Source organism: Cuspidothrix issatschenkoi CHARLIE-1, assembly GCF_002934005.1.
In the GTDB taxonomy this organism is placed as follows: Bacteria; Cyanobacteriota; Cyanobacteriia; order Cyanobacteriales; family Nostocaceae; genus Cuspidothrix; species Cuspidothrix issatschenkoi.
In genome coordinates, this window is the sequence record NZ_PGEM01000031.1 from 1 (window position 1) to 13,664 (window position 13,664).

The 13,664-nt window shown below is 39.3% G+C and carries 13 protein-coding genes; 6 read left to right on the forward strand and 7 right to left on the reverse strand.

All coding sequences use genetic code 11. The features are described 5' to 3' along the window. The first annotated feature begins 11 nt into the window (after positions 1 to 11). Positions 12 to 248: a 50S ribosomal protein L28 gene (rpmB, locus tag CUN59_RS05370; protein ID WP_104386892.1), complete on the forward strand. Its 237-nt coding sequence runs from the start codon at positions 12 to 14 to the stop codon at positions 246 to 248. An 87-nt stretch (positions 249 to 335) separates the two neighbouring features. Here the strand turns inward: rpmB and CUN59_RS05375 are convergent, their stop codons facing one another. Beyond that, positions 336 to 1,235: a metallophosphoesterase gene (locus tag CUN59_RS05375; RefSeq protein ID WP_104386867.1), complete on the reverse strand. Its 900-nt coding sequence runs from the start codon at positions 1,233 to 1,235 to the stop codon at positions 336 to 338. A 139-nt stretch (positions 1,236 to 1,374) separates the two neighbouring features. On the opposite strand from CUN59_RS05375, the gene CUN59_RS05380 reads away from it, so the two are divergent. Next, positions 1,375 to 2,250, forward strand: a complete 876-nt coding sequence (locus CUN59_RS05380) for a hypothetical protein (RefSeq protein ID WP_104386868.1) — start codon at positions 1,375 to 1,377, stop codon at positions 2,248 to 2,250. Positions 2,251 to 2,376: 126 nt separating this feature from the next. Here the strand turns inward: CUN59_RS05380 and argS are convergent, their stop codons facing one another. The 3 genes from argS to CUN59_RS05395 all read right to left on the reverse strand — a co-directional run bounded on the left by argS (position 2,377) and on the right by CUN59_RS05395 (position 5,065). Further along, on the reverse strand, positions 2,377 to 4,134 hold the full coding sequence (gene argS / locus CUN59_RS05385; RefSeq protein ID WP_104386869.1) for an arginine--tRNA ligase: 1,758 nt from the start codon (positions 4,132 to 4,134) through the stop codon (positions 2,377 to 2,379). 36 nt (positions 4,135 to 4,170) lie between these two features. Continuing rightward, positions 4,171 to 4,620, reverse strand: a complete 450-nt coding sequence (locus tag CUN59_RS05390; RefSeq protein WP_104386870.1) for a DUF29 domain-containing protein — start codon at positions 4,618 to 4,620, stop codon at positions 4,171 to 4,173. A gap of 232 nt (positions 4,621 to 4,852) precedes the next feature. Continuing rightward, on the reverse strand, positions 4,853 to 5,065 hold the full coding sequence (locus CUN59_RS05395) for a hypothetical protein (protein ID WP_243406878.1): 213 nt from the start codon (positions 5,063 to 5,065) through the stop codon (positions 4,853 to 4,855). Positions 5,066 to 5,651: 586 nt separating this feature from the next. Here CUN59_RS05395 and CUN59_RS05400 point away from each other — a divergent pair. The 4 genes from CUN59_RS05400 (at position 5,652) to CUN59_RS05415 (ending at position 10,998) form a co-directional block, all read left to right on the forward strand. After that, complete coding sequence (locus CUN59_RS05400) at positions 5,652 to 9,041, forward strand: phycobilisome rod-core linker polypeptide (protein WP_104386871.1); 3,390 nt, start codon at positions 5,652 to 5,654, stop codon at positions 9,039 to 9,041. Between the two features lie 496 nt (positions 9,042 to 9,537). Beyond that, entirely contained in the window at positions 9,538 to 10,023 is a 486-nt protein-coding gene (gene apcA, locus CUN59_RS05405) for an allophycocyanin subunit alpha (protein WP_104386872.1), read from the forward strand. A 67-nt stretch (positions 10,024 to 10,090) separates the two neighbouring features. Beyond that, positions 10,091 to 10,576 carry an allophycocyanin subunit beta gene (gene apcB, locus CUN59_RS05410; RefSeq protein ID WP_015213876.1) on the forward strand — a complete coding sequence of 162 codons (486 nt, stop codon included), beginning with the start codon at positions 10,091 to 10,093 and terminating at the stop codon, positions 10,574 to 10,576. A 215-nt stretch (positions 10,577 to 10,791) separates the two neighbouring features. Continuing rightward, positions 10,792 to 10,998 carry a phycobilisome linker polypeptide gene (locus tag CUN59_RS05415; RefSeq protein ID WP_104386873.1) on the forward strand — a complete coding sequence of 69 codons (207 nt, stop codon included), beginning with the start codon at positions 10,792 to 10,794 and terminating at the stop codon, positions 10,996 to 10,998. Between the two features lie 169 nt (positions 10,999 to 11,167). On the opposite strand, the gene CUN59_RS05420 is transcribed toward CUN59_RS05415, so the two are convergent. The 3 genes from CUN59_RS05420 to CUN59_RS05430 form a co-directional block, all read right to left on the reverse strand. Beyond that, a complete protein-coding gene (locus CUN59_RS05420; protein WP_104386874.1) occupies positions 11,168 to 11,821 on the reverse strand; it encodes a DUF2834 domain-containing protein in 654 nt (217 codons plus the stop codon). Positions 11,822 to 11,833: 12 nt separating this feature from the next. Next, the gene (gene hrcA / locus CUN59_RS05425; protein WP_104386875.1) at positions 11,834 to 12,910 is read right to left on the reverse strand and encodes a heat-inducible transcriptional repressor HrcA; all 1,077 of its coding nucleotides are present in this window, start codon (positions 12,908 to 12,910) and stop codon (positions 11,834 to 11,836) included. Between the two features lie 385 nt (positions 12,911 to 13,295). Then, positions 13,296 to 13,655, reverse strand: a complete 360-nt coding sequence (locus CUN59_RS05430) for a rhodanese-like domain-containing protein (protein ID WP_104386876.1) — start codon at positions 13,653 to 13,655, stop codon at positions 13,296 to 13,298. Positions 13,656 to 13,664 lie beyond the last annotated feature (9 nt).

Consider the following 13,664-nt stretch of genomic DNA (forward strand, 5'->3'; position numbering starts at 1 on the left):
AGATATTTATTATGTCCCGTCGTTGTGAACTAACTGGCAAAAAAGCCAATAACGCTTGTTCCGTCTCCCACTCCAACCGTCACACCAATCGCCTCCAGCACGTTAATCTCCAAAATAAGCGTGTATGGTGGGAAGGTGGCAAACGTTGGGTTAGACTAAAACTCTCCACCAAAGCCATCAAAACCTTACAACATAAAGGTTTAGAAGCAATGGCCAAAGAAGCAGGTATTAACCTCAACCAATACTAAATCGCAGGGAATAAGGAACAGGAAACAGGGAACAGACCATTCATTCTGATTCCTGACTCCTGACTCCTGACTCGGTGACTCCTGGAATCAAACACTATTTAATTTAATTATACCCCGATCAAAAACTCGATTATTAGTATTAATACCACTCACTTCTATTTTATCTGGGTAAACATCATAGCCAGCAAAACTTAAATCACTGGTTGAATATTCTGTCCATAGAGAACGACCAACAGGACGATTTCCCGCACCTGCACCGCAGATTAAATAGGTAGTTCCATCAATAGAGCGAGTGCGTTCATAATTATGTTCATGGCCATTGATGTAAAGTTGTACATTGTATTTTTTAAATAGGGGAGTAAAGATTTTAATAAACTTGGCATTACTTCCATATTGACCGGATGAATAAATAGGATGATGACCAAAGACAACTTTCCAAAGTGCTTTACTGATACTTAATTGTTTCTCTAACCACATTAATTGGTTTTTCCAATCTGCATTACCATTAGTATCTAAAGCAAAAAACTGGATTTTATTTTTACTAAACGTGTAATAACGTCCCTGCATATTAAAACCAGCATATTTAACTTGAGGAACACCATTATCCGTGCGAATATCATGATTTCCTAAACAAGCATGAAACTTCACACCTTTTTTAAGTAAAGCTTGATAGGGACGTTCAAAAACGGCATTAATTTTCTCAATTTCCCCATTGTTATAGATATTATCACCAGCTAAAACCACTAAATTATAAGGATTTTTTTCATGATAAAAATTCATGGCATTAGCTACAGCATACTGTCCTTTTGTACCAGTTCCTGTATCTGCAACGGAGACAAAACGCAGTAATAAATTTTTTCCAACTGGACTGACTGCTGTAGCTGTTTCTATGAGAGAATTGTTTGCTGATAATTTCCACCCTAGTAGTCCAGACCCTATGGTACTAATTCCACCTAAAAACAAAAATTGACGGCGTTTCATTTTCATATTTCACTTAATAGCACAATAGAGAATTATATAGCAATACCGTTCAGTTAAGACGTACCTGAAACCCTTATTCTTTTGTAGGGGTAATTCATGAATTACCCCTACACATCTAGGTTTTTCCTAATTTTGTAAAAGTTCCATGTCAGGAAACAAACGCAGACAACCAAGAAATGAAGCAACCAGTCAATCTTCCCCCACACCTTACCAGAAAAATCAACCCATTTGGAAAACAGCAATTATCCAAATTTTGCGGGGAACAATTGGTATTTTAGAAACTACAGTCGTCAAACTGGAAACAGAAACACCGGCTGATAGTCAGGAAAAAAACGGTTTTTTCTCTAGTTGGGATAGGTTTTTAAGGACATTTCGCTTATTCTTGCCATCAAGTATATCTAATAATCTGTCAGATACGGTTTTGACAGGGATTTTTGCAGTCTTGTTTGTGGTGACAATAGGGATAACCACATTTACATTTATTCCTAAATCTGTGGAAATTGCAACTGTTCCCCCAGTTAAGGAAGTTACCACACCAAGTCCAGTGGTTGAACCCGAACCTACTCCCACTCCAGTGGTTGAACCCGAACCTACTCCCACTCCAGTGGTTGAACCCGAACCTATTCCCACTCCAGTGGTTGAACCCGAACCTACTCCTACTCCAGTGGCTGAACCCGAACCTACTCCAGTGGTTGAATTAACACCAGAAGAATCTTTATTAGCAGCAATTGAAAATCAGTTTGCAGAAATTAGTATTGCGGTGAAGAGTAAAGATAAGCAAAACATGATTTCTCAATTGATAAAACCCATTGAAGCTAATTTCCGCACTAGTGATTTAAAAATTAAAATTAAGGATATTTGGTATAACCTGGAAAAATACCAGCAAGATAAACTTGCAGCCGATATATTACAACGTTCTCAAGAATTGAATTTTACTCATTTAGAAGTTGTAGATTCTCAAGATAAACTAATTGCCCGTAGTCCCGTTATTGGTAATCAAATGATCATTTTTAACCGATGATATTTATTAATACTAATTGTAAGAATTCAGGTGAGATAAAAAGATCCCCGACTTCTGTGATCAATTTATCAGTTATGGACACAATTAATAAAAGAAGTCGGGGATCTAAACCCCTACTACTTCTATTTACATCCTTTCTAAAACCTTAATTCCCAATAAAGATAATCCCAACTTGAGAGTTTTTGCAGTTAAATCACATAACATTAACCGTGAAGTTCTAGCAGGTTCTTCAGATTTGAGAACCGGGCAATTTTCATAGAACTTGTTAAACTTATCACTGAGTTGATACAAATAATCACACAAACGATTTGGTAATAAATCCTGTTCTACTTCCTTAATTACCTCATCAAGTTGCAGAAGATGTTTAGCTAAAGTTAATTCTGCATCCTCTTTTAGTAAGATTTGGCGATTTATTCCCAAGTTGGTAAAGTCAATATTACCTTGACGACTAATACCTTGAATCCTCACATAAGCATAGAGAAGATAAGGGGCTGTATTGCCTTTGAGAGATAACATTTTGTCATAACTAAAGACATAACTACTGGTGCGATTTTGACTTAAATCAGCATATTTAACCGCACTAATCCCCACTACTTCCGCGACATTTTGAATAAATTCTTCTGTTTCTACTCTGCCATCTTCTTGTAATCTCTTTTCTATATCTGCACGGGCGCGGTTAATAGCTTCATCTAACAAATCTCGTAACCGCACAGTGTCACCAGAACGAGTTTTAAATTTTTTGCCGTCTTCACCTAACACTAACCCAAAAGGAACATGAACTAATTCCACATCTTCAGGTATCCAATTTGCTTTTCTTGCTACTTGAAAAAATTGGGTAAAGTGGTTAGATTGTCCTTCATCAGTAACATAAACAATGCGCTTGGCTTCATCTTTTTGAATGCGATGACCTAAAGCTGCTAAATCCGTAGTTGCGTAGTTATAACCACCATCTGATTTTTGCACAATTAAGGGTAAAGGATTACCTTCTCTATTGGTAAAACCATCTAAGAAAACACATTTTGCGCCTTGATTTTCTTCTAATAATCCCGTAGTTGCTAAATCTTCTACAACTTTTGGTAATAAGGGATTATAAAAAGATTCACCTCTTTCTATTAATTCAACATTTAATAAATCATAGATGATTTGAAATTCTTGTCGAGATTGTTCACATAATAATTTCCAAGCATGAAGAGTATCTTCCGCACCCGCTTGTAATCTCACAACTTCTTGACGGGAATTTTCTTGAAAAACTGCATCTTCATCAAATCGCTTTTTGGCTTGACGATAAAAACTCACTAAATCGCCAATATTTAAAGCATTGGCGGTAGTAAGTGCATCTGGATAAACTTCCCGCAAATAGGTAATTAACATCCCAAATTGTGTACCCCAATCTCCAACATGATTTAACCGCAAAACATCATGGCCACAAAATTCTAAAATCCGGGCAATGGAATCACCAATAATAGTCGAACGTAAATGTCCAACGTGCATTTCTTTGGCAATATTCGGACTAGAAAAATCAACAATTTGCTTTTGGGGATTTGTCGCTGTGGGTATTCCTAATCTATCATCTGCTTGAATTGCGTTCAGTTGTGCTTCCAAGTAAGATGTTTGTAATTTGAGGTTAATAAAACCAGGCCCAGCGATTTCTGGAGGTTCACAAATATCAGATACATCTAGTTTATTAACTATTTCCGTAGCGATGATTCTCGGTTGCTTTCCTAACTTTTTACTCAAGGATAAAGCCACATTAGCTTGATAATCACCAAATTTAGGATTACTGGCGGAAACCAAAATTGGATCTGTATTGGTATAATCTGTACCAAAAGCAGCTACTAAAGCCTGAGTTAATTTGAGTTTTAGTTGTTCTTGTGTAGCGTTCATTATATCAATTGTATCTGCGTCTGTTGTTTAATGATGTTATGTTTGATAATTGGAGATGTCATTGGGAAACCAGTTTTCATCTAGGGCTTGCAAAAGGCTAATCTGAGCATCTGGGGGAAGGTAACATAACTTAGAAACGGATTTAATAGCGACGGGATGAGCTTTTTCATAGAACGTTTGTAATTGAGAATTAAGACTAGGACTATCTTCCAAACGTCCTTGAATTTGAGCGCGAAAGTTGACAATTTCCGCAGCCCAGTGATTACCGGATCTCGGTTTTTCAGATTCCCAGTAAGACAATTTGAGGAGATGTTCTAGAACACGGGTTAAAAGACTAATTAGGGCGCGTTTGTCGTTTTTCCCCATAATTTCTAGTTCTTCGATTAAGCTATCCCAATCTATATTTTCAAAATCACGGTTTTGGATTTGTTGGATAGTTTCTTGTGTCCATTGATTGTAATCGGTGTCATAAAGAGATGATGTCATAGTTTTGTTCTCTAGTATTTTTCGGGAGATTTACTTATTAATCATCTAACTTGGTTAATTATAACATTGAAGAGATAATTTATATGAAAATCATATTTTATTTTTCTAAAATTACCCAGGGTGGGCAATATCCACTACAAGAATTGTAACTCTGTTCCCTGGTGCAATCCTATTTATGAACAACAATATCCCCCACTTCTTTAAGAAGTCGGGGATCTGACTCTTGGAATATTTACAAATCAAATAGGGGTGATTTAATATGAGCAGCAATTTCATCCAAAGAAGCAGGACTCAGATTAGCTGCTTTTAACTCCGGTAAAATATCTTCCCAAGATTTATCAGAATTACCTGCTAAAACCAAATGAACCAATATTTGATCCATAATCTTGGTTTGAGAAACAGCAACCTCTAAATATTTTTCACTCTTTTTTTCAGTATCTACCAAAGTTGCAATCCTGATTTAATGATTTGATCGCAGTTTGTAAGGTCGGATTATTACCAACAATTGCTAATGCTTGTCCTACAACTTGCGTCGCTTGTATAGCTGCACCACCAACCGCTTGTGCTGTTGCGGCGATCGCACCAAAATATAGATTTCTTACCTTGCGTTTTAATATATTTAAATTTCACACAAAGCAAAAAAGCGTAATACATCACAAATATCAACTTAATAATGTAGTAATTAACCAACTGAGTATAAATACAACCATTCTTATTTTTCTCCCCTCTGTTGTTTCCTGCCTTAATAACTAAATTTAACAATCATTAGGGTGCGGAATGTGGGGTAAAATCTATGTTTACCCAGGAAAATCGAAGTATGTATCTTCTCGAAAATCAATTTTACATTACAGATTCGTCATACTTCTTAATAAACCAACAGCGTAAACACAAAACGTTCTAATCTAAAAAGTGAACTGGGTTAATTTGCTAGATTTTTCCGGCGTAATACTCACAAATACGCAAAAATGTCAAGCCTTTAAACAACTCAGGCTTAACACATAAACGATTATGATAGGAGTTTTAAAAATCCAATGAGTGTTAAGGCAAGCGGTGGAAGCTCAGTTGCGCGTCCGCAACTATATCAAACCTTACCAGTAGCCACTATTTCCCAAGCGGAACAACAAGACCGCTTTTTGGGAAGAGGTGAACTTAGTGAACTCGGTAGTTATTTTGCCTCTGGTACAAAGCGTTTAGAAATTGCCCAGATTCTGACAGAAAATTCTGAAATCATCGTTTCTCGTGCTGCTAACCGGATTTTTGTTGGTGGTTCACCAATGGCCTTCTTGGAAAAGCCCCAAGAGCGAGAACTGGCAATGGTTGGTGCTGGTGGTAGTGTCCAAGAAGGAATGAAACTAGGAACAATCACCTACGTTGAAAGTCGTGGTGGTTTCTTTGAAAACCTTCGTTCCATCTTCAATACTTCTGCTGGTGGCCCCACACCTCCAGGCTTTAGACCCATTAACGTCGCTCGTTATGGGCCTAGCAACATGGCCAAGAGCTTACGGGATTTGTCCTGGTTCTTACGCTATGCTACCTACGCCATTGTCGCCGGCGACCCCAACATCATCTCTGTAAATACCAGGGGTTTACGGGAAATTATTGAAAATGCTTGTTCTGGGGAAGCAACCATCGTTGCTTTACAAGAAATTAAAGCTGCTTCTTTATCATTTTTCCGTAAAGATGCCGCAGCTACAGAAATTGTGACTCAGTACATGGATGTGCTGTTGACAGAATTCCAAGCACCCACACCATCTACAAAAGTCCGTCAACGTCCTTCCGGCGACCAACAAGGTTTACAACTGCCGCAAATTTACGCTGTTGCTGCAGAACGTCGTCCTAAGTACGTGATGAAGCCCGGGTTGTCTTCTAGCGAAAAGACAGAAATCGTCAAAGCAGCTTATCGTCAAGTATTCGAGCGCGATATTACCCGTGCTTATAGCTTGTCTATTTCTGACTTAGAATCTAAAGTTAAAAATTGCGAAATCTCCATGCGGGAGTTTATTCGCCGTTTAGCTAAATCTCCTCTTTACCAAAAACAGTTTTACCAACCTTTTATTAACAGTCGGGTAATTGAATTGGCTTTCCGTCACATTTTAGGACGGGGGCCAAGTAGCCGTGAGGAAGTGCAAAAATATTTTGCAATTATTTCTCTTAAAGGTTTAGCGGGGCTGGTTGATGCTTTAGTAGATTCAAAAGAATACAGCGATTACTTTGGTGAAGAAACAGTTCCCTACATTCGGGGTCTGGGTCAAGAAGCTCAAGAATGTCGCAACTGGGGACAACAGCAAGACCTGTTTAAATACAGTGCGCCTTTCCGTAAAGTTCCTCAATTTATTACAACCTTTGCTGCTTACGAACAACCATTACCTGACCAACATCCCTACGGCTCTGGTAATGACCCCTTAGAAATTCAATTTGGTGCGATTTTCCCCAAAGAAACCCGCAACCCCAGCAGCAGTCCTGCACCATTTAGTAAGGATACCCGCCGGATTTTAATTCACCAAGGGCCTGGTATTAATAACCAACTCAGCAACCCCGGTGCGCGTAGTGTCGCTCCTGGTACTTTGGGTGCTAAGGTCTTTAAATTAGACCAGTTACCTGGAACTATTGGTAAAAAAGCCGCCAAGGGTGCAAGTGTTAAGTTCTCCGAAAGTTCTACCCAAGCGGTAATTAAGGCTTGTTACCTACAAGTTTTTGGTCGTGATGTTTACGAAGGTCAACGCCTAAAAGTTGCCGAAATTAAGCTAGAAAACGGTGATATCACCGTTCGTGAGTTTGTGCGGATGTTGGCGAAGTCCGATTTATTCCGCAAGATGTACTGGACTTCTCTCTATGTCTGTAAAGCGATTGAATATATTCACCGTCGCTTGTTAGGTCGTCCTACCTACGGTCGTCAAGAGAACAACAAGTATTTTGACATTGCTTCTAAGAAAGGTTTCTACGCTGTTGTAGATGCAATTATTGACAGCACTGAGTACAGCGAAGCTTTCAATGAAGATACAGTTCCTTACGAACGCTATCTAACTCCTGCTGGTGTGTCCTTACGCCAATTGCGCGTGGGTACTATTCGCGAAGATGTGGCGAATGTTCAAAAACAAGAAACACCTCGCTTCGTGGAATTGGGTGAAGTTAAGGAAATGCGAACCCAGCCAGATGTCGAGTTCCGCATCAACCAAGGTGTTACTAAGCAACGTGAGCAAACCAAGGTCTTCAAATTAGTTGCAAACACTGTTGATAAGGTTGCAGTTCACACTTTAATTAGTGCTGCTTATCGCCAGATTTTTGAACGGGATATCGCGCCTTTCATCCTCAAAAATGAGTTTACTGTTCTAGAAACTCAATTAGGTAATGGTGAAATTTCTGTGAAGGAATTTATTGAGGCTGTGGGTTATTCCAGTCTCTATATTAAGGAGTTCTATGCACCTTATCCCAATACTAAAGTAATTGAGTTGGGTACTAAGCACTTCTTAGGACGCGCACCTATTGACCAGGCAGAAATTCGTAAGTATAACCAAATCTTAGCCACTCAGGGTATCAAGGCGTTTATTGGCGCAATGGTAAATAGTGCTGAGTATGCTCAAGCCTTTGGTGAAGATACTGTTCCTTATCGTCGTTTCCCAACCTTACCTGCGGCTAACTTCCCCAATACCCAGAAGCTTTACAACCAGCTAACTAAGCAAAATGATGATTTGGTTGTTCCTAGCTTTGAGACTGTGAAGCCTCGGATTAAGACTGAGAATACACCAATGTTAGGGAAGGCGATCGCTGATTTAGCTGCCAAAGCTAAACAAATGGACAAGACAAAACCCTTGTTTATTGAATTAGGTCGTTCTTTCAATGATAATGGTCAGTCTGTAGAAGTTGGTGTTGGTACAAGCCGCCGGAAACCAGCCCGAATTTACCGCGCTACTACTGGTACAAATTCCCCAGAAACCAATCAGGTTATTAATGCTATCTACTGTCAAATAATGGACGTATTTAGCGGTCAAGTTCCTGGTTATTTCCGTCGTTCCGACCTAGATAGCAAACTGCGTAATGGTGAAATTACCGTGCGTGAGTTTGTTCTCGAATTAGCTAGTTCAGAAATCTACCGCAAGCGGTTCTATACTCCCTATCCCAACACCAAGGTGATTGAGTTCCTATTCCGTCACATCTTGGGACGCGCACCCGCTACCCAAGGGGAAATTCGTCAATATAACAAGTTATTGGCTGATAGAGGTTTAAGGGCTGCTGTGGAGACAATGGTGAACAGCACAGAATACGCTCGTTACTTTGGTGAAGATGTTGTACCTTACAACCGTTATCCATCTTTACCAGCAGGTAACTACTTGGGTAGTGTTCAGGCTGAAGCTGACTTAGTGAAACAATCTTGGTCTAGCTTGTCTCCTTCTGTGTTAACAGGTGGTCTTCCCAATAGATAGGTGCTACGCCACGGTGACAGGTGACAGGTAACAGAAAGAAGGCAAAAGGCAAGAGGCAAAAGATAATTAATTCTTCCTTTCTTCTCCCTCATGGTGCCAAAAAGACTGTTTAACCTTGATTTTACAGGCTTTTTACTATTCTCTGTTCCCTGTTCCCTGTTCCCTGTTCCCTGTTACCTGTTACCTGTTACCTGTTCCCTGTTCCCTGTTCCCTGTTCCCTGTTCCCTGTTACCTGTTCCCTGTTACCTGTTCCCTGTTCCCTCAAAATGAGCAAATCTGAAAATAATTGTTACAAAATATTAAGAGCAGTAATAAATGCTCAACATAATACTGGAAAATAATTTGCGGAAGGTAATTGAGTTCTTCACCTGGTTTACACCAAATCCAGTAAATTTGGCTAAGAATGTTAAGCCAGATGTGAACTAAATATCAACCTAGTAAATTTGTACCAGTTTAATCAAATTCTGGTTTCATTAGTTTTGGAGGAATCCATTAATGAGTATCGTCACGAAAGCCATCGTGAATGCTGATGCAGAAGCTCGCTACCTCAGCCCCGGTGAATTAGATAGAATCAAAGGTTTTGTTGCTGGTGGTGCTGCACGTCTCCGCATCGCTCAAGTATTGACCGAAAACCGCGAGCGCATCGTTAAGCAAGCTGGCGACCAACTGTTCCAAAAACGTCCTGACGTTGTTTCTCCCGGTGGTAACGCTTACGGTCAAGAAATGACAGCTACCTGCCTTCGTGACCTTGACTACTACTTGCGTCTTGTAACCTACGGAATCGTTTCTGGCGATGTTACCCCCATCGAAGAAATCGGTATCGTTGGTGTACGCGAAATGTACAAGTCTTTGGGTACTCCCATTGAAGCTGTTGCTGGTGGCGTTGCTGCTATGAAGAGCGTTGCTTCTACCCTGTTGTCTGCTGAAGACGCTGCTGAAGCTGGTGCTTACTTCGACTACGTTGTTGGTGCAATGGGCTAAGTTGCAGCTAATAAACTGCTGAACTCAAACCTGTTGTAATCAAGTTGGAAATAAGGAAATAACAACAATGCAAGACGCAATTACCTCCGTTATCAATTCTTCAGACGTTCAAGGTAAATACCTTGATACCGCCGCTTTAGAAAAGCTCAAAGGTTACTTCGCTACCGGTGAACTGCGCGTCCGTGCAGCTACCACAATTAGCGCTAACGCTGCTGCTATCGTTAAAGAAGCTGTAGCTAAATCCTTATTGTACTCTGATATCACCCGTCCCGGTGGTAATATGTACACCACCCGCCGTTACGCAGCTTGTATCCGTGACTTGGATTACTACTTGCGTTATTCCACCTACGCTATGTTGGCTGGAGATCCTTCCATCCTCGACGAGCGTGTACTTAACGGTTTGAAAGAAACCTACAACTCCTTGGGCGTTCCCGTGGGTGCTACCGTTCAAGCTATCCAAGCTATGAAAGAAGTAACTGCAAGCTTGGTTGGTCCTGACGCTGGTAAAGAAATGGGCGTTTACTTCGACTATATCTCCTCTGGCTTGAGCTAGGAGTTAGCTTTGCACTTAGTCATATAGGTGCGGCTTTATGAAGGTCTGGAGATCAATCATCATTACTAGAAGTTTCTCTTGCTAATTGGTTGTAAGCGTTATCAGTCTGGTGTTGATGGTTGATTACCAGCCTTGGAAAAAATAATTAAAGATTTTCACTCAAGATATTTCAGATAAAAAAGTTTACCAAACAATATCAGGAGATTTGAAACAAAATGGCTCGTTTATTTAAAGTAACTGCTTGTGTTCCTAGTCTAAGTCGTACTCGCACCCAACGCGAATTACAAAATACTTACTTTACTAAGTTAGTTCCTTTTGAAAATTGGTTCCGCGAACAACAACGCATCATGAAAATGGGTGGCAAAATTGTTAAGGTTGAATTAGCAACTGGTAAGCAAGGTACTAATACCGGTTTGCTGTAATTTTTATAAATCAGATATTATTGTATTTCGATTTTGCAAGAGGTCATTAATGACCTCTTTTTTTATTTATAAAGAAAATGCCGAAAACCCTTGAAGATGCGTCAGAAAGTATTATTGTCGTAGCAGATAAAGCACTTTATGAAGCTAAACCCCAGAACACATTTTGTGTTTATTTGCCGATTTCATTTTCGGTGTTCAACGATGGACGAATAGATAAATATATTAAAGGGCCAAATAAAGGAATGATGGCAAATAGCCAAAATAATTGATTATTTTGCCAACCCCGTCGCGTCATATCATCTCCTAACAATGTGGGAAATAATAGACTCAACATCACAAAATCTAAACTCATGACATGAATAAATCTGCTAGTTTGCCACTGTTGGACAAAATCTGCCCAATCTCCTTGTAAACTGTATATGAATAAAACTGCTGTACTTATAGTTAATAGAATCCCTAAAATACGGGAATCTAGTATTTTCAGAAATGAATTTTTTTCACCAATAAATGTTTGATTGGGTTCTCTTAATGCCAAATATGGCAAAAGTGCAAATGCACCTAAACCGAAAGCAGCACTAGCAAATGGCCAAGCAGGTATTTTTTGATTTCTGCCATCGAAAAAAACTACGGCACTATAGACAAAAGGCCAAATTCCCATGATATTAAATAAAGATATAATCAAAGGATTAATACCTTGCCAATTGCCTGTTGAGAGATTTTTAATTAACTCTAAACTTTCTGGAAAATTATCAGGAGGAGCAAAGAAAAAGGCGTAGGAAACAAATCCTAGCCATAGTAAACCAAAAATTATTTTTCTAGTCATGATTGAGGTAATTTAACTAAATGCTTCTGAGAGATAATCTGCTGCTGCTGCTACTACAGCGATCGCACTCTCATAGTCTAACCTAGTTGGACCCAGAACCCCCACACTTCCCACCGGCACAGAACCCCGACGATAGGTAGAGGAAATCAAAGTACAACTCCGAATAGGTTGAAGAGGATTTTCTGTACCAATTCGCACCGTTACTTTAGACTTAGTTGAATCTTCTATTTCTGCCTCTTCACAAATTAAACGCCAAAGTTGGTCTTGTTCTTCTTCCAACAATTGCATAATTGTCTGTACCTGTTGTACCTGGGAAAATTCAGGTTGTCTTAACACCTCTTTGATCCCCCGTACCATGATTGGTGTAGCTATAGGTGCAAGAGCGCGATGAGTCAATTCTACCAAAGAACTTTTTAAGAACTCGCCATAACTGTGAAACTCTTGATCCAACTCACTCCAATTAAGATAGCCTAATTCTAATAAACTGCGCCCCCGTAAATGACTATTCAAAAAGTTAGAAACTATCTGTAATTGATGATCAATTACTTCTGGTTCAGATTGGGTGTCACAGATGGGAGTAAATAAATCCATGACCTTAGAATGGGTTTCATAACTATCTGTCACCACAATCAACATCATTTTTCCAGCTTCCACTTGCACTAATTGCAAATGTTTTAACTTGGCTGTCGTAGTTTGCGGCATAGTAATTAAGGTAATACAGCCGCTTAATGTGGCTAGAATTTGCGCCGCACCTTGTAATAAAGCTTCTAAACTCCAGTCTTCCCAATGCAGACGCTGTTGTAATGCTGTTTCTACCTCTTTACCTAAAGTTTCTGATGGTGTAATTAGTTGATCAACATAAATACGATAACCAGAATCGGAAGGAATTCTACCCGCAGAAGTATGTGGTTGGTAAAGTAACCCTGATTTTTCTAAAGCTCCCATCACACTGCGGATTGTTGCCGAGCTAATTCCCAGATCAAACCCATCAATTAAAGCCTTAGAACCAACAGGTTCTGCTGTAGCAATATAGTGGCGTATAGTTGCCCCAAGTATATTTTGTTGGCGATTGGTCAGATGGACTTGCATAAGTTATTTTTTTACTGAAGGCAAATCTTAATCAAAATTTGAAAAAATTTGTAGTTTTTACTACAAAAAGGTAAAAAAGAATTAATTATTTATTAATGCTAGGTTAGCAAATTATACACTTGTTTTGTATTAACCAAACACGAAATTTAGGTTTAGCTGTGATTAGGTATATTTTTTATGACTACATAACTGTTAACTAAATCAAACCAAATCAAAAATGATTAGGACTTACGTACGGTGTCTTTTTGCGTAAGTCCTGATGATGAGTTTTTTACTTTTCCGTACTATCTCATGTTTTGTCAATATCAGCAGTAATTTAAGCTACAAAATAACATTTTTGATTTATTCCCTGTCCCCTGTCCCCTGTCCCCTGTTCCCTCCTACCTCAATACTGTGGTACTGAAGGATCAACTAGGATAGAATAGGCGGAAATGCCTCCAGTAATATTTTTAACATTTGTGAAGCCTTGGGTAACTAACCATTGACACATTTGAGCAGATCGAACACCATGATGACACAGAACTAGAGTTTCCGTGGTAGGATTGAGGCGGATAGCAACTTGATCAGACCATTGCTCATATTTACTGAGGGGAAGATTCACAAAACCATCTATCCGTGATATGGCAACTTCTTGGGGTTCACGCACATCTATTAATTGAATCGTGCCTTCATTAGTAGCAAGACATTGAGCGAGTTCTTGGACGCTAATTTGAGAAAATGGTTGACCAAATGATGTATCTGTCATAAAGTTTTG